The following is a 17,389-nucleotide window of genomic DNA, read 5'->3' on the forward strand; positions in this document are numbered from 1 at the left end:
CGGAGGACCAGGAGACTCCCTGTGGACCTGAGGACGGTATGAGCGAGGACGCGAGTACACCCCGGCCGCCTTCGGCGCTCGTCGACCGCGACCGTCTGGCCCGCCTCCTGGGCGGCCCCGAACTGGCCTGGCTGGTCGACCGCGTACGCCGCCGCATGGAACGGGACGAACCCCTGACCGGGCCGGTCGCCCTGGCCGCCCCCACCGCCGCCCAGCGTGCCGCCGCCGAGAGCCTGTTGGGCCGCGCTCCGGGCTCCGGACGCTCGCTGAGCGTACGGCTGGACGCGGTGGACGCCGTCCTACGACGCTCCGGGATCAGCCCCGACGGCCTGGCCGCCGCCGTCACCGCCCTCACCGGCCCGGTCGCCCGGCTCGCCGACGTACGCGAACGGGAGGCCCACGCCTGGCAGGACGCCTACGCCCCGCTCGACGCACTGATCCGCACCGCCAAACCCGAGCTGGCCGACTGGGCCGACCGGCTGCGCCAGGACGGCCTGGTACGCCGTCTCGTCCGTACCCCGCACACGGCGAAGGCCCTGCTCGAAAACGCTGCCGAGGCCCTGCGCCGCCTGCCGGCCGACCCGGCCGTGTCCCTGCCCGTCTTCGCCGCCCGCACGCTCGGCGACGCCCACGCCCTCGACGACGGCACCCCGCTCGCCACCCTCGTCCTGTCCGGCGTGCGCGCCCTGACCGGCTTCCCCGACGGCGGCGGAGCCGAGTGGCGCCGCGAAGCCTGGGCCTCGGCCGGGCTCCTCAAGGACGCCCTTTCCTCCACCGTCCTCACCCTGGGCCTGCGTGGCACCCCCGCCCTCGACTGGGCGGCCGACTCGGGAGAACCAGCCGTCCTGACGCTGCGCCAGCTCACCCGCATACCGCCACGCACGACGCCCACCGCCGTACATGTGTGCGAGAACCCCACCGTCCTGGCCACCGCGGCCGACACCCTGGGTCCCACCTGCCCGCCCCTGATCTGCCTCCAGGGCCAGCCCTCGGCCGCCGCCCTCACCCTGCTGCGCCACCTGCACGCCCACGGCTCCGTGCTCCGCTACCACGGCGACTTCGACTGGGGCGGTCTGCGCATCGCCGCCGCCCTGCTGCACCGCGTCCCCTGGCGCCCCTGGCGCTACACGGCCGCCGACTACCGCGCCGCGGCCGCCACTACTCCCCTGGCCCCGGCCCTGACCGGCACCCCGACCGACGCCCCGTGGGACCCGGACCTGCGCCCGGCCCTCACCGAACTGGGCGTGCGCATCGAGGAGGAGACCGTCCTGGACGGCCTCCTGACCGACCTCGCACCCTGACCCGGGCCCCCACGGCGCGTCGGCCGATGCGCTCCCAGCCGTGGCGAGGGGCCCTCGTGCCCAGCTGGGGGGGGGCGCGGCTGCGGTAGACGATGCAGGGGCGGTTGAATGCTCTCCCTCGGGAGCGAGGGAGATTCCTGGCTCACGCTGCTCGGTCGCTCAGCGAGCGATCGAGTCCTACCCGATCGGCACCAGCCGGGTTCGGACCAGCCCGGACGAGCATCACGCGGGCGGAGTCCTTGTCCCGGGGGACACGACGACGCTCCGCGTCGCGGCCCCCGGATGCGATTCTCCCCCGCAAGAAACGGATGGTCGGCCAGAACGCGGACAGCGGCAGGGCTGCTGACGGCGTGCGGCTTGAGGAGGATCGGTGCGCTCCGCTCGGGTGCGGGAGCCTACGGATCTTTTCCGGGTGCGGTTGGGGCCGATCGGCCCTAACCTTCGGCGGGGCAGCGCGGAGAGGATGAACGGATGGTGCACAACGACGGCTTTCGCGCGCTGGATCGGCAGGAGTGCCTGCGGCTGCTGGGCAAGGTGCCGGTCGGGCGGGTCGTGTACACGCGGCAGGCCCTTCCGGCGGTGCTGCCCGTGAACTTCGCCCTGGACACGGACGCCTCCGTGCTGGTGCGGACCTCGGCCCGGTCGGACCTGGTGCGCGCCGTCGACGGTGTCGTGGTCGCCTTCGAGGCCGACGAGTTCGCCACGGAGACCCGCTCCGGCTGGAGCGTGGTCGTGACCGGCCGGGCCCACGTGGTGACCGACCCCGCCGAGCACGAGCGGCTGCTGCGGGCGGGACCCGACTCGTGGATGCCCATCCAGGACGACGTCTTCATAAGGATCGAGGCCGCGATGGTCACGGGACGGGAACTCACGGACCTCCGCGTCACGAACTGATCCGCCCTGACCCCCCGGGCCGGAGCACCGGGGCGCCCCGGCCCGGGGGGTCAGGGCAGCACAGTCCACGGTGCCCGGGCGGCACAGCCCCGGGGCCAGGACAGCACACCCCCGCGACACCGGGACAGCACAACCCCGAAAGCCAAGACAGCACAGCCCGCAACACCAGAGCGGCCGACCCGCGACAGCCAGGGCAACACACCCCCGCGACAGCCGAGGCAACACAACCCGCGACAGCCAAGACAGCGCAACCCGCAACACCAGAGCAACCGACCCGCGACAGCCAGGGCAACACACCCCCGCGACAGCCGAGGCAACACAACCCGCGACAGCCAAGACAGCGCAACCCGCAACACCAGAGCAGCCGACCCGCGACAGCCAGGGCAACACACCCCCGCGACAGCCGAGGCAACACAACCCGCGACAGCCAAGACAGCGCAACCCGCAACACCAGAGCAGCCGACCCGCGACAGCCGGAGCGGCACAGCCCCGGAGGCCGGCGGCACAGCCCGCGGCGTCAGGGCAGTCGGCCCCGCCTCGCCGGGCGCTCGGTGACTGGGGCCGAACGGCCCAACCGCCGGGTCCGGGTGGCCCGTGGCGGTGGACGCCGCCGGGGCACAGGCTGGAACCAGCAGCCCCCACGGCATCCCGAGGGGACCGAGCGACGCACTCACCGGCCGGTTGCGGCGACGGGTGCGAAAGGAGCCGGAGACGATGACCTCCACCACCACGCTGGCCGCGGCCCTGCCGGCGGAGCACCGCGCACGCCTGATGTCCCTCGCCCACGAGGTGTCCTTCGACATCGGCACCCGCTTGTTCGAGGAGGGCCGGCACGCCGACCGGTTCTGGATCATCAAGACCGGGACGGTCGCCCTAGACCTGCACGTCCCCGGTCGGCGCGCCGCCGTCATCGAGTCGCTGGGCCACGGTGAACTCGTCGGCTGGTCCTGGCACTTCCCGCCGTACGTCTGGCAGCTGGGTGCCGAGGCCGCGAGCCCGGTGCGCGCGTACGAGTTCGACGCCGACGCCGTGCGGAAGCTGTGCGACGAGGACCCCGGGTTCGGCCGCGCGGTCGCCGTGTGGGTCGGCAGGGTGACCGCGCACCGTCTGCACTCGGCGCGCATCCGGCTCCTGGACCTGTACGCCCCCTACGGCAGCGGCACCAAGTGACGGGAGGGGCCATGACCGCGACCCGGCGCAGTGAGGAGGAGACCGTGAGCGGCAGCCCGCACATCGTGAGCGACGTGATGACGCACACCGTCGTGTCCGTGGGCCGTGAGGCCCCGTTCAAGACCATCATCCAGCTCATGGGGCAGTGGAAGGTCAGCGCCCTTCCCGTGCTGGAGGGCGAGGGCCGGGTGGTCGGTGTCGTCTCGGAGGCCGACCTGCTGCCCAAGGAGGAGTTCCGCGACAGCGACCCGGACCGGTTCACCCAGCTGCGCCGCCTGCCCGACCTGGCCAAGGCGGGCGGCATCGCCGCCGAGGACGTGATGACCGCCCCGGCCGTCACCGTCCGCGCCGGCGCCACTCTCGCCGAGGCCGCCCGCCTCATGGCCCTGCACCGGGTCAAGCGGCTGCCCGTCGTCGACGACAAGGGACTGCTCGAAGGCATGGTCAGCCGGGGTGACCTGCTGAAGGTCTTCCTGCGCTCGGACGACGACATCGCCGAGGAGGTTCGCCGGGAGATCGTCTCCTACCTCTTCCGCGCCCCGTCCGGCCCCGTCCACGTCGAGGTCCGCGACGGCGTGGTCACCCTCACCGGCCGCATCCGGGACACCTCGCTCGTCCCCGTCGCCGCCCGACTGGTCCGCGCCGTGGAGGGCGTCGTCGACGTCGAGTGCGACCTCACGAGCGGCGCCGCGCTCACTGATCGGCCGGCGTGATACGGCGTCCCGTCAGGCGGGCGGGGCGGATCCGCACCCACAGCGTGCGCTGCCCGCCCGCCCAGGGGGAGGAGCGGGCCCGCTCCTGAAGCCGGCGTATCCCTTCGGGATCCGTCATGGCTTCGGCGCGGCCGAGCGCGAGCACGCTCCACCCCTGGCTCATCGCCTCGTCGACGCGGTCCACCTCGAAGGCGACCTCCGCGTCGACGGCCTCGGCGGGCGCCGCGTCGGGCGCGGTACGGAAGACCAGGTCGCCGTCCACCACGTCGTAGTTCACCGGGTACACGACGGGTCCGTTCTCGGTGGTCAGCGCGACGCGCCCGACGCCGTGCGTGGACAGCAGCGCCCGGCACTCGTCCTCGTCGAGGTCCACCAGCCGGGGGTGGAGCAGCGCCTGTCCCTGTCCCGGCGGGCGTTCCTGGCCGCCGCCGCGCAGCCCCTCGAGCGTGGTGCCCAGCGCGTCGGCCAGCCGCAGCAGGGTGGCCGGGCTGGGGTCGGAGGGGTGTTCCTCCAGATAGGCGAGGTACTGCGGTGACATCCGCGCCCGGCCGGCCGCCTCCTCCAGGCCGAGGCCCGCGCGGGTGCGGGCGGCGGCGATGCGCCGCCCGATGTCGCCGGGGCTGCCCGCCGGGGCCTCGGCCTCCTGCGGCTCATGAGGCTGATGCGGCTCGTGTTGCCGGTGCGGTTGGTGCTGGATGTGTGCGTCCGGCCCGGGGGACACCACCGTGACCTCGCCGGTGTCCGACCAGCGCACGTCGTACGGGGGCGTGCCGTCGTCGTGGTGAAGGCCGACGATCTCGCCGTCACGCCGGGTGACGCCGGTGACCGGGCTTTCGACGACCAGTCGATCGCCAAGCTGAGCGCGCATGACCCTGTCTCCCCTGCCTTCCCTCGAGGGGTCCGCCCTCCAGGATCGCCCGGGCCCGCGGGCGGCACCAGCCGGGCCCGCGGTCCCGGCGGCGTCAGCGGCCCTCGCCGCGCAGCCGGTCCCGGGCCTGGGTGGCGATCACGGCGGCCTGCACGCGCCGCTCCACGCCGAGCTTGGCCAGCAGCCGGGAGATGTGGTTCTTCACCGTCTTCTCGGCCAGGTACAGCCGCTGCCCGATCTGCCGGTTGGTCAGCCCCTCGCCGATCAGGGCCAGGATCTCCCGCTCCCGGTCGGTCAGCCCGGGCAGCGCGTCCGGCTCCTCCTCCGGCTCCTGCCCGCCCCGCAGCCGGGCCATCAGCTTCGCGGTGGCGCTGGGGTCGAGCAGCGACTGGCCGCGGGCCACGGTACGCACCGCCGAGACCAGGTCCGAGCCCTGGATCTGCTTCAGCACGTAGCCGGAGGCGCCCGCCATGATCGAGTCCAGCAGCGCCTCCTCGTCGTCGAACGAGGTCAGCATCAGGCAGGCCAGCTCCGGCAGGCGGGAGCGCAGCTCACGGCAGACGGTCACGCCGTCGCCGTCCGGCAGCCGGACGTCGAGCACCGCCACGTCCGGGCGCAGCGCGGGCACGCGGACCAGGGCCTGCTCGGCGGTCGCGGCCTCCCCGACCACCGTGACGTCCGGTTCGTCGTTCAGCAGGTCGTGCACTCCGCGCCGTACCACCTCGTGGTCGTCGAGGAGGAAGACCCGGATCGGGGTGTCGGCCCCGGCCTGCTCACGGTCCGCCATCGAATCGCTCCTTGTGCCGTCGTCGCACCGTCGTCGGTGTCCACCGCGATTCTTCCCCTCGGCCCGCCGCGGGGCCAGGGCCGATCGGCCCCGACCCCGCGGGGACGGGCTCAGCCGTCCCAGGACCAGTCCGCGACCTCGGGCAGGTCCACTCCGTGCTCCCGGATCCAGGCGTGGTGGCGCAGCCGGGTGTCCTCCATGCGCTGGCGCACGGCGGCGGCGCGCACCGCGAGGCCGGGGACGCGGTCGATGACGTCCATGACCAGGCGGTAGCGGTCCAGGTCGTTGCTGACGACCATGTCGAACGGGGTGGTCGTGGTGCCGATCTCCTTGTAGCCGCGCACGTGCAGGTGGGGGTGGCCGGTGCGCCGGTAGGCCAGGCGGTGGATCAGCCACGGGTAGCCGTGGTAGGCGAAGATCACCGGCTTGTCGGCGGTGAACAGCCCGTCGTACTCGAAGTCGGTCATCCCGTGCGGGTGTTCCTCGCTGGGCATCAGCCGGGCGATGTCGACCACGTTGACCACGCGCACGGCCAGCTCGGGCAGGTGCCGGCGCAGCAGCTGGGCGGCGGCCAGCACCTCCTGCGTGGGCACGTCACCCGCGCAGGCCAGCACCACGTCCGGTTCCCGGCTGCCGTCCTCGGTGCCGGCCCAGTCCCAGATGCCGGCGCCGCGCGCGCAGTGCACGGTGGCCTGGTCCATGGAGAGCCAGTCGAAGCAGGGCTGCTTGCCGGCGACGACCACGTTGACGTAGTCCCGGCTGCGCAGCGCGTGGTCGGCCACGGACAGCAGGGTGTTGGCGTCCGGCGGGAAGTAGACCCGGACGGCCTCGGGGCTCTTGTTGAGGATGTGGTCGACGAAGCCGGGGTCCTGGTGGGAGAAGCCGTTGTGGTCCTGGCGCCACACGTGCGAGGTGAGCAGGTAGTTGAGGGAGGCGATGGGGGCGCGCCAGGGCAGGCGGCGGGTGGTGCGCAGCCACTTGACGTGCTGGTTGACCATCGAGTCGACGATGTGCACGAACGCCTCGTAGCAGGAGAACAGCCCGTGCCGGCCGGTGAGGAGGTAGCCCTCCAGCCAGCCCTGGCAGGTGTGTTCGGACAGGATCTCCATCACCCGGCCGTGCGGGTCGAGGTCTTCGTCCACCGGGAGGGTCTTGGCCTGCCAGGCCTTGCCGCTGGCCGCGTAGACGGCCTGGAGGCGGTTGGAGGCGGTCTCGTCGGGGCCCACGAGACGGAAGTCGCGCCGCTCGGCGGTGGCGGCCATGACGTCCTGGAGCATCTCGCCGAGGACCCGGGTCGGTTCGTGCAGGGTCGCGCCGGGCTTGTCGACCTCGACGGCGTACTTCTCCAGCGGCGGCAGCGGCAGTTCGCGCACCAGGAGCCCGCCGTTGGCGTGCGGGGTGGCGCCGAGCCGGCGGGTGCCCTCCGGGACGCAGGCCAGTACGTCGGGGCGCGGGGCGCCGTGCTCGTCGAACAGTTCCTCGGGGCGGTACGAGCGCAGCCACTGCTCCAGTTGCCGCAGGTGCTCGGGGTTGTCCCGGACGGCGGCCAGCGGGACCTGGTGGGAGCGCCAGGTGCCCTCCACGGGCAGGCCGTCGACCTCGGCGGGGCCGGTCCAGCCCTTGGGGGTGCGCAGCACGATCACCGGCCAGCGGGGCCGGTCGGTGACGCCGTCGGTGCGGGCGGCGCGCTGGAGTGCGGCGATGCGGTCGAGCGCGGTGTCCATGGCCTCGGCCATGGCGCGGTGGACGGCGGCCGGTTCGTCGCCGGTGACGTGGATCGGGTCGTGGCCGTATCCCCTGAGCAGGTCGTCGAGTTCGGCCTCGGGGATGCGGGCGAGCACCGTCGGGTTGGCGATCTTGTAGCCGTTGAGGTGCAGGATCGGCAGGACGGCGCCGTCGTCGACGGGGTCGAGGAACTTGTTGGAGTGCCAGGACGCGGCCAGCGGGCCGGTCTCCGCCTCGCCGTCGCCGATCACGCAGGCGACGACCAGGTCCGGGTTGTCGAGCGCGGCGCCGTAGGCGTGGGAGAGCGCGTAGCCGAGCTCGCCGCCCTCGTGGATGGAGCCCGGCGTCTCGGGGGCGACGTGGCTGGGCACCCCGCCCGGGAAGGAGAACTGCTTGAACAGCCGCGCCATGCCGTGCGCGTCCCGGGTGATGTCCGGATAGGTCTCGGTGTACGAGCCCTCCAGCCAGGAGTTGGCGAGCACGGCGGGCCCGCCGTGGCCGGGGCCCCAGACGCACAGGGCGTTCAGGTCGCGGGCCCTGATGACGCGGTTGAGGTGGGTGTGGACCAGGTTGAGGCCGGGCGAGGTGCCCCAGTGGCCGAGCAGGCGCGGCTTGACGTGCTCCGGGCGCAGCGGTTCGGCCAGCAGGGGGTTGGCCATCAGGTAGATCTGGCCGACGGCGAGGTAGTTCGCGGCGCGCCAGTGGGCGTCCAGCCTCGCGAGCTCCTCGTCCGTGAGCCCGGCGGGTGCCTGCTGCGTCTCGACGGACATCGGGTTTCCTTTCCGGGTCGGGACGGCGGTCGGGGTACCGCGTGCCGGTGGCACACCCCCTACCCTCCACGGCCGCCCGGGTACCCGACAGGGCCGTTCGGGTCACACCCGGGGCCGGGCCCCGCTCCTGCGTGCGCCGTCAGGCGGTGGCGCAGCTGTGGCCGTTCAGCGTGAAGTCGTACGGCGTGGTGTTCCTGCCCTGCCAGGTCCCGATGAAGCCGAAGGTCAGGGTGCCGCCCGCGGCGACGGACTTGTTGTAGTCGGCGGCGGTGGCGGTGACGCGGGAGCCGTTCTGGGCGACGCTCGCGTCCCACATGTGGGCGACCCGCTGGCCGTCGCGGAAGGACCAGGCGACCCGCCAGGCGTCGAGGGAGCGGGCGGTGGTGACGGTGACGGTGGCCTGGAAGCCGTCGGTCCACTGGTTCGCCAGGTCGTAGTGGACCTGGCAGAGGGCCGGGGTGCTCGGGTCCGGGTCGGGCGTGTCGCCCCCGTCGGCGGTGGCGGTGGAGGTGCCCTGGGGTTCGGGGTCGGGGTTCTCGCGGCCGGCCCGGGTCGCCGTGCCGCTCGCGGACGGCGTGCGCGGGGCGGACGCGGAGGCGGAGCCGGAGGTTGGGACGGAGGCGGACGGCGAGGGGTCGGCGTCCGGAAGGGACAGGCCGGAGTCGGCGACCGGCCGGGTGTCGGCGTCGCCGCGCGCGGCGTCGTCCGCGGAGTCGCCGAACGGCATCATCGACACCACCAGCGCCAGCCCGGACAGCGCGACCGCCGCGGCGAGCAGGCCGCCGCGCACGGCCCGCGCCCGGGCAGCGCCCTCGGCCGGCTCCCGGCCGCCGGCGTCCGCCGACTCGGGGCGGCGCGTGCCGAGGCGCACGTCGGCGGCCCGGCGGCGGCGCTCCAGGTAGGCCAGACCGCCCCAGCCGATCACGCCGCCGGCGAGGGCGGCCGGCAGTCCGCCGCCGTTCAGCCGGAGGCAGCCGGCGGCCTCCGCGCAGTCCACGCAGGTGGCGAGGTGCCGGGTGAGGTCCTCGGGGGTCTCGGCGGCGGGTGAGGAACGGGTGACCGCGTCCAGCAGCCGGGCGTACTTGCGGCACTCCGCGTCCATCGGGGTGTCGAGGTGGTTGCGGTGGCAGCGGTCCCGGAACAGGCCCCGCACCTGGTCGAGTTCCTCGGACACGAGTGCCGGGTCGAGCCCGAGCCTGCGGGCCACGACGGTCGACGGCAGCGCCTCCACCTCGGCCAGCCAGAGCAGCGCGGCGTCCGGCTCCTGCAGGTCCCGCAGGCCGCGCAGGGCGATCGGGCGGTGCAGCGGCGGGCCCGTGTAGCGGGCGGCCTTGTCGGAGTTGAGCCACAGGCGCAGGTCCGGGTCCAGCCGGTGGCCGAGGCCGTCGGCCTCCCAGGACGCGGCGGTGGTGCGCACGGCGGTCAGCGCCAGCGGTACCGCCGGCAGCCGGGGCGTACGACGGCCCCGGGACGCACCGGCCTCGGCGGCCCGCACCTCGCGCAGGCCCAGCGCGAACGCCTCCGTGGCCAGTTCCTGGGCCGCGGAGGAGCCGGCCGTGCACAGGTCGGCGTAGGAGAGCACCGCGTCCCAGCACTCGGCGAACAGCGCGGCCTCGGTCGCGTCCTTGGGGCTCGGCAGGTCGGGCATGGGTCTCCTGCATCCACGGGCGAGGCAACTCACCATGTTCAGAAAGGAGTTGGGGGATCCTCGCGGCAGGGCACGAGCTTTTCACGTCCCCGGCACGACTGACAAGCCGCGTATTCACTTCTCGTCACGGATACCGAGGTCCTCAACTCCGCTCCGTAGTACGGAGCGGAGCCCCCTTCCGACTCACGGTGTCCGGAAACCTACACCGCGCTCGTCTCCTGCGCGCCCTCCTCGGCGGGAAGGCTGTCCATGAAGGAGCTGACCGAGAAGACCGCGCGGCCGGGTCCGGGCGGGCCGTAGCCGGGAGGTGAGGAGAGCCCGAAGTCGTCCATGGTGGCGCGGTAGGCCTCGAGCAGCCGGATGTGGTACTCCAGCGGCGCCCCCTGCGGGTTGGCCTTGCCCAGCGGGGTGGTGGGCTCCGGGCACCAGGTGGTGAAGCGGGGCGTGATGCCGTGCGACATGAAGAAGCGCAGGCCCTCGGTGGTGGACGCGATGGCCTCGTCGACGGTGGTGAAGCCGAAGGGCTCGGCCATCTCCACGCCGGCCACGAAGTTGGGGATCACGTTGCGGGCCCCGAAGACGTCCGCCGAGTCGAGGACGCGGCGGTGCCACTCGTCGCGGCCGACGTAGCGCTCCTTGCCCGGGCAGTACAGCTCGAACAGCCGGCGGTCCCACACCTCGAAGTTGGGGTGGTAGATCTGCACGCCGTAGTCCTTGAACCGCTGTACGTCCGCCTTGGGCAGCGCCTGCGCGACGACCTTGCCGATCCAGCGGCCCGGGAAGCGCTCCTCGATGGCCTTGGCGTAGTGGCCGTAGAAGTCGGCCTCGTCCCGGCCGGCGACCGTCTTGGTGATGGCGCCGCCGGTGAGCGTGTAGGCGGTGGACGCCTTCTGGGTGTCGTACCGGTCGATGATCTCCAGCGCCTCCAGGACCTCCTCGACGTCCTTCACGCCCGTGTAGGGCCGGCCGGCCGCCTTGTGCTGGCGCCAGTTGTGGTTGATGTCGCAGTACTGGCACTCCTCCTTGGCGCCGAAGTACTGGCAGACCCGGAAGACGGTCAGATAGATCAGGTAGCCCCACTGAATGGTGGGTGCCACCTCCATGACGGACTTCCCGTTGGACAAGGTGTGCCGGTAGTACTCGGGCATGGGCGGCACGCCGACGTCGGCGATGCGCCTGCCGTCGAGGTAGAGGCCGAGCAGCCCCTCCTCGTCGGCGGCCACGCGGTAGGGCGAGGACGGATTCACGCGCACCGACACGACGGTGCGCCGCAGGTCGTACGGCCCGCCGGTGAGGATGATCTCCTCCGGCGGACGCCTGAGCGCGGCCTCGCCCAGCTCGGGCAGGGTGCCGTGGTCGAAGGAGAAGATGAAGTACGACTTCGGCTTGACCTCGCCGTCCTCGTTGTCACTGAGCGCGGAGGGATCGAAGGCCACACCACCCCGGAGCAGGTCCTCCTTGAAGACGGCCTCCCGCGGCACATGCGGGAAGCGCTCCATCAGATCCTCGACCAGCGCGGTACGGCTGCCCATCCCGTCTCTCCTCCCGACTGCGTACGTACGACTCCTCACGGTATGCCCACGCTCGCGCGCGGGTCGTGCCGGGTCCCCTCACGGCGCGCGATGTGAGCCGGCGGCGTGATGTCCGGCGGCAGCGCCGGGTCGGGCACGGGTGCGCCCCAGACGGCGGTCAGCGGCAGCACTCCGGCCCACAGTCCCAGCTCCGCGTCGGGCCCGTCACCGTCGTCGGGCGCGCCGGTGCGGATCTTGACCGAGGCCTCCTCGAGGGAGAGCGTGAGAAGAGTGGTGGCGGCCAGCTCCTTGCGGTTGGGCCGGCGTGCGTACGCCCACTGTCCCGGCGCCGACTGCTCGGTGAGCCGGCGCAGCCCCTCCAGCTTCTCCTCCGGGTCGGTGACCTTGCGGGCCTCGCCGTGGATCATCGCGCTGCGGTAGTTCACGCCGTGCTCGAAGACCGAGCGGGCGAGGACCAGCCCGTCGACGTGCGTGACGGTCACACAGACGGGGGTGCCGCCGGCGAGGCTGCGGCTGGCGACGGAGCCGTGCACATAGAGCTGCCGGTCGTCCCGCCCGTACACGGTCGGCACGACCAGGGGCCGCCCCTCCACCACGACCCCGAGGTGGCAGACGAAACCGGCGTCGAGTATCGCGTTCAGATCGGCACGAGCCAGGCTGCCCTGCTCGCGCAGGCGGCGATGGCGGGTCAGATCGGTCTGGGGCAGGTCGGCGGGCAGGGGTGAGCGAGTCATACCGCAGAAGTTACCGATATCGAAGTTTGACAGCTACACACTTACGAAGAATGCCCTTCAAGGGACTTCCAAACAACTGAATCCGTATCCCGTGAGTCGTCAGGTAGGTTCCCCCGGTGAACGCGCACGCCGTGTGACGCCATGGGGAGGGACGACGGATGACCGGGACCGTGACCAACTGGGCGGGGAACATCACCTACACCGCCAAGGGGGTGCACCGGCCGGACTCGGTCGACGCGCTCCGGGCGCTCGTGGCCGACGGCGCGAAGGTGCGCGCCCTGGGCAGCGGGCACTCCTTCAACGAGATCGCCGACCCGGGCGCCGACGGCGTACTGCTCTCCCTGGAGGCGCTGCCGGCCGAGGTGGAGGTCGACACGGCGGCCCGTACGGTCCGGGTGGGCGGCGGGGTCCGGTACGCGGAGCTGGCCCGCCGGGTGCACGCGCACGGGCTGGCCCTGCCCAACATGGCCTCCCTGCCGCACATCTCGGTGGCCGGGTCGGTGGCGACCGGCACCCACGGCTCGGGCGTGTCCAACGGCCCGCTCGCCGCCGCCGTCCGGGAGGTGGAGATCGTCACCGCGGACGGCTCGACGGTCGCCATCGGCCGGGGCGACACGCGGTTCGGCGGGGCCGTCACCTCCCTGGGCGCGCTCGGTGTGGTCACCGCGCTCACCCTGGACCTGGAGCCGTCCTACGGGGTCGAGCAGCACCTGTTCACCGAACTCCCCCTGGACGGAATGGACTTCGAGACAGTGGTCGCCGCCGCGTACAGCGTCAGCCTGTTCACCGACTGGCGCGACCCCGGCTTCCGCCAGGTGTGGCTCAAGCGCCGCACCGACCAGCCGCTGCCCGCCTTCCCGTGGGCGGTGCCCGCCAAGGTCGCGCTGCACCCGGTGCCCGGCATGCCGGCGGAGAACTGCACGGAGCAGTTCGGCGTGCCCGGCCCCTGGCACGAGCGCCTGCCGCACTTCCGCGCGGAGTTCACCCCGAGCAGCGGCGCGGAGCTGCAGTCGGAGTACCTGATGCCGCGCGCGTACGCCCCCGATGTCCTGCACGCCCTCGACGGCATCCGCCGGACGATCGCCCCGGTCCTCCAGACCTGCGAGGTGCGCACCGTCGCCGCCGACGAGCAGTGGCTGAGCCCTTTCTACGGCCGGGACACCGTCGCGGTCCATTTCACCTGGGTCGAGGACACGGCGGCCGTACTCCCGGTGGTCCGCCGTCTGGAGGAGGCCCTGGAACCCTTCGGCCCCCGCCCCCACTGGGGCAAGGTCTTCACCACTCCGACGGCCGCCCTGCGCGGGCGCTACCCGCGCCTGGGCGACTTCCACATCCTGGCCCGGGAACTGGACCCGACCGGGAAATTCACCAATGCCTTCCTCACGGACCTGCTGGATTGATGACTCTCACGTCCGCCCACACCACCTTGTAGGGACAGCCCACCCGCGGCTCCACACCCCACCGCTCGGAGACGGCGGCCACCAGCAGGAGCCCGCGCCCGCCCTCGCCGTCCGGCTCCCGCACCACCGGGAGCCGTTCGGTCCGCGCGTCGGCCACCTCCACACGGACGACTTCGCCCTCCCACAGCAGCCGGACACGGAAGTCGCGCCCGGGGACGCGGCCGTGCCGGACGGCGTTGGCCGCGAGTTCGGCGACGACCAGGGCCACGTTCTCGCCGGCCTCGCTGTCGTACGGGAAGCCCCATGCGTCCATCCGATGCGCCACGAGCCGCCGCGCGAGCCGGGCACCTCGCGGGGTTGGGCTGAACAACTGGGTGAACGTACGTACGGTGACGGGCTCCTGGAGCCGGGGGTCTACGTGCATGGCCCGACGGTTTCGCAGGTCACAGAGGTCGGACCAGTCACGGCACTCGTACGCTGCGCACTGTAGGAGTTCACGCGGTGGACAGTGGGCGTCACGGGGCGTGACCCTGGGTGCGCTTGCGGGGTTGTCATCAGTGACTTCGGGGGTTACCTGCCATGACCGAAAACACCATCAGCAGCACGGCCACGACCACCGCGAGCGAGCCCGAACCGTCGGACAGCATGAAGGCGTTCGGGGCAGCGCACAAGGTCTTCCGTAAACGAGCCGGCTACACGCAGGAGGCGTACGCACCGCTCGTCGGCTACCAGCCGGGGACCGTGGCCTCGATCGAACAGGGGCGACGCTTCCCACCACGCGTGTTCGTCGAGCGCGCGGAGGATGTCCTGGACGCCTTCGGCGCGCTGAAGGGGGTGTACAAGCACGTCGGGCGGGAGAAGGGGCTGGCGTCCTGGTTCCGGCAGTGGGCGGAGCTGGAGGAACAGGCGATCAGCCTGTACACCTTCGAGAATCGGCTGGTGCCGGGGCTGCTGCAGACGGAGGCGTATGCACGCGCGCTGTTCGACGAACAGGTGCCTGTGCTGACCGACTCCCAGATCGAAGCTCAGCTCGCCGCTCGAGAAGAGCGCCAGCGTCTGTTGGTGGAACGGCCCCATACGGCGTACAGCTTCATCGTGGAGGAATACGTCATCCACCGGGAGACCGGAGGCCAGAACGTCAGGCGTGAACTGATCGACCACATGTTGGAGGTCACGAAACCTCGCAACATTGAGTTGCAGTTGCTGCCCATGGCCCTCGGCGCTCACGCAGGTATGGCCGGTCCCATCCAGTTGCTGGAGACCCCGGAGAACGAGTGGTTCGCGTACTGCGAAGGGCAGCGAAGCGGCCAGCTCATCGTGGACCCGAAATCGATCAGTGTGCTCCACACGCGTTATGCGAAACTGCGCTCACAGGCTCTTTCTCCGAGCGACACCCGGAGCCTGCTGGAGCAGATGCGAGGAGCGCTATGAGCACCGACGAACTGGCCTGGTTCAAGAGCAGCTACAGCAGCAGCGGGGACGGCGACTGCGTCGAAGTAGCCCTCGTCTGGCACAAGTCGACGTACAGCGGCGACGACTCTGGTGACTGCGTCGAGGTGGCCCCCTGCCCCACCGCCATCCACGTCCGCGACTCCAAGAACACCACCGGCCCCCGGCTCGCCGTCTCCCCCACCGCCTGGTCGGAGTTCACAGGGTTCGCCGCGCATGACTGACCCGTACTTCGACGTGTCCGGCAGCGGGCCCGTGCTGCTCGTCATCCCCGGCGGGGCCGGGCATCCCATGGGGCTGGACCGGATGACGGCGCATCTCGCCCGGCGCTTCACCGTCGTCACCTACGATCCGCTCGGCCTCGCCCACGGACGGCTCGGACTGCCCGTCACCGACCAGCGGGTCGAGGAGTGGAGCGACAAGGCCCGCCAGGTGCTCGACGAGGTCCTCCCCGGCGGGGAGTCGGCCTACGTCCTCGGCACCAGCTCCGGCGGTGTCGTCGCTCTTGACCTGCTGGCCCGTCATCCCGAGCGGCTGCGGCACGTCGTCGCCCACGAACCGCCGTGCGTGGCGGCGCTGCCGGACGGGGAGCGGCAGCGGGAGCGGTTCCGGGAGGTGTACGACGCCTACCGCGCGGCGGGGCCGCGGGAGTGCGCCTGGCCGCCGTACTGGAGGACCGGGAGGAGGGTGAGGTGTCCCTCGACGGCCAACCTCTCTCCCGAGACGAGGAGTTGTCCACTCCGATGGCTCTCTTCCTCGCCCATGTGCTCCTCCCGTTCACCTCGTACGTGCCCCACACGACCCCGCCCACGGCACCCCTCACCCTCGCCGTCGGAGCCGACTCCCGCGAGCAACTCCTGCACCGAACCGCCGCGTTCCTCGCAGCGCGGTACAGCAGCGACCTCGTGGAGTTCCCCGGTGGGCACATCGGCGCCGTCGAGCACCCGGAGGCGTTCGCGGAGCGCCTTGTGGAGACCCTGGCGGGCAGCCTGCGACCGAACCGTCACGCGGGAGACGTCGACGCATGAATACGTCACCATCGTCATCCGGAGCGGGGTTGGCTGACGGTTCATCAGTGCGGATCGGCGCTCTCGTTCCGCTGACTCGGCCCGGCTGGGTCGAGGCAGGCCGGCACCTGCTCGCCGGACTCGAGCTGGCCGTTGGCGAAGTCAATGACGCCGGCGGGATCGCCGGAAGACCACTCGAGCTGGTGGTCCGAGACACAGCGGCCGATCCACAGAGGGCCGCGGCGGCCGTGGACGAACTGGCTCGCCTGGGCGTGGCCGCCTTGGCGGGGGAATATCACAGCGTCGTCGCTCGCGCCGCCGCCGCCAGGGCCGACGCCCTCGGCCTGCCGTTCCTCTGCTCGTCAGCGGTTCTCGACGCGCTCACCGAACAGCCGACGGGATGGGTCGCGCGCCTCGCCCCGGCGCAGTCCCACGGCTGGCAGATCTACGCGGACTTCCTCCTCGGCGCGGGCCACCGTCGCATCGCCGTGGCAGCCCAGCCGAGTGTCTACTGGGCATCCGGGGCCCGCATTCTGCGGGATCACCTCGCTCCGCGCGGCGGCACCGTCGTCGAACTCGACATGGGCGCGCTCGCCCCCACGGCCGTGTGCGACGAACTCGTCCACCACCGCGCGACAGCCCTCCTCCTCCTGACCGGCCACCCGGAGCCGGCGGTGTCGATCGTCAAGTCCGTCCGCCGCGACCAGCGCCTCGCCGAGATCATGGTGGGTGCTCCGGCCGGGCAACCGGAGTTCGCCGAATGGGCGGCGCTGCTGGGCGACGACGGCTCAGCGATCCCGTTCCTGCGCTACCTGCCCGAGCGTCTCGGCCCACTCGGTGCACGAGTCGGGACGGCCCTGCGCGAGCGGCTGGGCGAAGCGCCCTCCTTCGTCGCCTTCGAGGGCTACGACACGGTCGCCGTCCTCGCCGATGCGCTGCGTTCTCACGGCACGGACCGGGCGCGCATCGCCGAATACTGGCCGCGCGTCGCCGTCGAGGGCACCCGCGGGCCGATCCGGTTCTCCCGCACGCCGGGCATCAGCGTTTGGCAATGGGCTTGGACGTCGGTCCAAGTCGCTGATCGGGATCCGGCGGAACCCGATCGCTTTCGGATCCTGCACGCCGGCTGAGAGAGCACGGAGGTCCGACCGCTCAGGTCTGTCCGAACGTGAGGCCGTCTGCCTGCCCACGCACGTGTCGGTACGGGCTCTCAGCTTCGCGGCGGGGGCCCCGACGCACATGCGAGCCCGGTGACCTGGCCTTCCGTTTCCCACTGTCACGGTTCCCGTTCACACCCTTGTCAGGGACATGCGCTACTTCCTATAGTCCGGCTCAATTGATGGGAGCGCTCCCACAGATGCGAGGACGGGAGCGCTCCTCCCTCCGACGTC

The 17,389-nt window shown here is 72.2% G+C and carries 16 protein-coding genes and 1 pseudogene; 10 read left to right on the plus strand and 7 right to left on the minus strand.

Going from position 1 to position 17,389, the window contains the following annotated elements:
- Window positions 1–38: 38 nt before the first annotated feature.
- The 4 genes from ACX25U_RS07585 (at window position 39) to ACX25U_RS07600 (ending at window position 4,078) form a co-directional block, all read left to right on the plus strand.
- Window positions 39–1,301, plus strand: a complete 1,263-nt coding sequence (locus ACX25U_RS07585; protein ID WP_454389863.1) for a TIGR02679 family protein — start codon at window positions 39–41, stop codon at window positions 1,299–1,301.
- 471 nt (window positions 1,302–1,772) lie between these two features.
- Window positions 1,773–2,195: a pyridoxamine 5'-phosphate oxidase family protein gene (locus tag ACX25U_RS07590; protein ID WP_454389865.1), complete on the plus strand. Its 423-nt coding sequence runs from the start codon at window positions 1,773–1,775 to the stop codon at window positions 2,193–2,195.
- A 714-nt stretch (window positions 2,196–2,909) separates the two neighbouring features.
- Complete coding sequence (locus tag ACX25U_RS07595; protein ID WP_454389869.1) at window positions 2,910–3,365, plus strand: Crp/Fnr family transcriptional regulator; 456 nt, start codon at window positions 2,910–2,912, stop codon at window positions 3,363–3,365.
- An 11-nt stretch (window positions 3,366–3,376) separates the two neighbouring features.
- Complete coding sequence (locus ACX25U_RS07600; RefSeq protein ID WP_454389871.1) at window positions 3,377–4,078, plus strand: CBS domain-containing protein; 702 nt, start codon at window positions 3,377–3,379, stop codon at window positions 4,076–4,078.
- Here the strand turns inward: ACX25U_RS07600 and ACX25U_RS07605 are convergent.
- From ACX25U_RS07605 to ACX25U_RS07630, 6 genes are all read right to left on the minus strand, one after another.
- On the minus strand, window positions 4,059–4,946 hold the full coding sequence (locus ACX25U_RS07605; RefSeq protein WP_454389873.1) for a pyridoxamine 5'-phosphate oxidase family protein: 888 nt from the start codon (window positions 4,944–4,946) through the stop codon (window positions 4,059–4,061). The two genes, ACX25U_RS07600 and ACX25U_RS07605, sit on opposite strands and share 20 nt — an antisense overlap.
- Before the next feature lie 94 nt (window positions 4,947–5,040).
- A complete protein-coding gene (locus ACX25U_RS07610) occupies window positions 5,041–5,733 on the minus strand; it encodes a response regulator (protein WP_454389875.1) in 693 nt (230 codons plus the stop codon).
- A 110-nt stretch (window positions 5,734–5,843) separates the two neighbouring features.
- Window positions 5,844–8,228: a phosphoketolase family protein gene (locus tag ACX25U_RS07615; protein ID WP_454389877.1), complete on the minus strand. Its 2,385-nt coding sequence runs from the start codon at window positions 8,226–8,228 to the stop codon at window positions 5,844–5,846.
- Window positions 8,229–8,367: 139 nt separating this feature from the next.
- The gene (locus ACX25U_RS07620; protein ID WP_454389879.1) at window positions 8,368–9,876 is read right to left on the minus strand and encodes a cellulose binding domain-containing protein; all 1,509 of its coding nucleotides are present in this window, start codon (window positions 9,874–9,876) and stop codon (window positions 8,368–8,370) included.
- A 200-nt stretch (window positions 9,877–10,076) separates the two neighbouring features.
- Window positions 10,077–11,408 (minus strand): radical SAM protein, encoded by a 1,332-nt coding sequence (locus ACX25U_RS07625; RefSeq protein WP_454389881.1) that lies wholly within the window; start codon window positions 11,406–11,408, stop codon window positions 10,077–10,079.
- Between the two features lie 35 nt (window positions 11,409–11,443).
- Window positions 11,444–12,142 (minus strand): pyridoxamine 5'-phosphate oxidase family protein, encoded by a 699-nt coding sequence (locus ACX25U_RS07630; protein WP_454389883.1) that lies wholly within the window; start codon window positions 12,140–12,142, stop codon window positions 11,444–11,446.
- A gap of 158 nt (window positions 12,143–12,300) precedes the next feature.
- On the opposite strand from ACX25U_RS07630, the gene ACX25U_RS07635 reads away from it, so the two are divergent.
- On the plus strand, window positions 12,301–13,542 hold the full coding sequence (locus tag ACX25U_RS07635) for an FAD-binding protein (RefSeq protein ID WP_454389885.1): 1,242 nt from the start codon (window positions 12,301–12,303) through the stop codon (window positions 13,540–13,542).
- Here the strand turns inward: ACX25U_RS07635 and ACX25U_RS07640 are convergent.
- Window positions 13,523–13,966, minus strand: coding sequence for an ATP-binding protein (locus ACX25U_RS07640; RefSeq protein WP_454389887.1), 444 nt, complete (start codon window positions 13,964–13,966; stop codon window positions 13,523–13,525). The two genes, ACX25U_RS07635 and ACX25U_RS07640, sit on opposite strands and share 20 nt — an antisense overlap.
- Window positions 13,967–14,121: 155 nt before the next feature.
- On the opposite strand from ACX25U_RS07640, the gene ACX25U_RS07645 reads away from it, so the two are divergent.
- From ACX25U_RS07645 to ACX25U_RS07665, 5 genes and pseudogenes are all read left to right on the plus strand, one after another.
- The gene (locus tag ACX25U_RS07645; protein WP_454389889.1) at window positions 14,122–14,973 is read left to right on the plus strand and encodes a helix-turn-helix domain-containing protein; all 852 of its coding nucleotides are present in this window, start codon (window positions 14,122–14,124) and stop codon (window positions 14,971–14,973) included.
- Entirely contained in the window at window positions 14,970–15,215 is a 246-nt protein-coding gene (locus tag ACX25U_RS07650; RefSeq protein WP_454389891.1) for a DUF397 domain-containing protein, read from the plus strand. Before ACX25U_RS07645 ends, ACX25U_RS07650 begins: the two co-directional genes overlap by 4 nt.
- Window positions 15,216–15,297: 82 nt before the next feature.
- A pseudogene (locus ACX25U_RS07655) lies at window positions 15,298–15,573 on the plus strand (alpha/beta fold hydrolase); the annotation flags it as partial.
- Between the two features lie 161 nt (window positions 15,574–15,734).
- A complete protein-coding gene (locus ACX25U_RS07660; protein WP_454394876.1) occupies window positions 15,735–16,019 on the plus strand; it encodes a hypothetical protein in 285 nt (94 codons plus the stop codon).
- Window positions 16,016–17,128 (plus strand): ABC transporter substrate-binding protein, encoded by a 1,113-nt coding sequence (locus ACX25U_RS07665; RefSeq protein WP_454389893.1) that lies wholly within the window; start codon window positions 16,016–16,018, stop codon window positions 17,126–17,128. The genes ACX25U_RS07660 and ACX25U_RS07665 overlap by 4 nt, the downstream gene beginning before the upstream one ends.
- Window positions 17,129–17,389: the final 261 nt, after the last annotated feature.

It is taken from the genome of Streptomyces sp. JNUCC 63 (genome assembly GCF_054366325.1).

What these genes read in the sequence shown, in the direction of transcription:
- ACX25U_RS07645 (WP_454389889.1), top strand. Translation starts at nt 14,122, where the DNA reads ATGACCGAAAACACCATCAGCAGCACGGCCACGACCACCGCGAGCGAG.
- ACX25U_RS07590 (WP_454389865.1), top strand. Translation starts at nt 1,773, where the DNA reads ATGGTGCACAACGACGGCTTTCGCGCGCTGGATCGGCAGGAGTGCCTG.
- ACX25U_RS07610 (WP_454389875.1), bottom strand. Translation starts at nt 5,733, where the DNA reads ATGGCGGACCGTGAGCAGGCCGGGGCCGACACCCCGATCCGGGTCTTC.
- ACX25U_RS07605 (WP_454389873.1), bottom strand. Translation starts at nt 4,946, where the DNA reads ATGCGCGCTCAGCTTGGCGATCGACTGGTCGTCGAAAGCCCGGTCACC.
- ACX25U_RS07595 (WP_454389869.1), top strand. Translation starts at nt 2,910, where the DNA reads ATGACCTCCACCACCACGCTGGCCGCGGCCCTGCCGGCGGAGCACCGC.
- ACX25U_RS07585 (WP_454389863.1), top strand. Translation starts at nt 39, where the DNA reads ATGAGCGAGGACGCGAGTACACCCCGGCCGCCTTCGGCGCTCGTCGAC.
- ACX25U_RS07625 (WP_454389881.1), bottom strand. Translation starts at nt 11,408, where the DNA reads ATGGGCAGCCGTACCGCGCTGGTCGAGGATCTGATGGAGCGCTTCCCG.
- ACX25U_RS07635 (WP_454389885.1), top strand. Translation starts at nt 12,301, where the DNA reads ATGACCGGGACCGTGACCAACTGGGCGGGGAACATCACCTACACCGCC.
- ACX25U_RS07665 (WP_454389893.1), top strand. Translation starts at nt 16,016, where the DNA reads ATGAATACGTCACCATCGTCATCCGGAGCGGGGTTGGCTGACGGTTCA.
- ACX25U_RS07620 (WP_454389879.1), bottom strand. Translation starts at nt 9,876, where the DNA reads ATGCCCGACCTGCCGAGCCCCAAGGACGCGACCGAGGCCGCGCTGTTC.
- ACX25U_RS07650 (WP_454389891.1), top strand. Translation starts at nt 14,970, where the DNA reads ATGAGCACCGACGAACTGGCCTGGTTCAAGAGCAGCTACAGCAGCAGC.
- ACX25U_RS07600 (WP_454389871.1), top strand. Translation starts at nt 3,377, where the DNA reads ATGACCGCGACCCGGCGCAGTGAGGAGGAGACCGTGAGCGGCAGCCCG.
- ACX25U_RS07660 (WP_454394876.1), top strand. Translation starts at nt 15,735, where the DNA reads ATGGCTCTCTTCCTCGCCCATGTGCTCCTCCCGTTCACCTCGTACGTG.
- ACX25U_RS07630 (WP_454389883.1), bottom strand. Translation starts at nt 12,142, where the DNA reads ATGACTCGCTCACCCCTGCCCGCCGACCTGCCCCAGACCGATCTGACC.
- ACX25U_RS07615 (WP_454389877.1), bottom strand. Translation starts at nt 8,228, where the DNA reads ATGTCCGTCGAGACGCAGCAGGCACCCGCCGGGCTCACGGACGAGGAG.
- ACX25U_RS07640 (WP_454389887.1), bottom strand. Translation starts at nt 13,966, where the DNA reads ATGCACGTAGACCCCCGGCTCCAGGAGCCCGTCACCGTACGTACGTTC.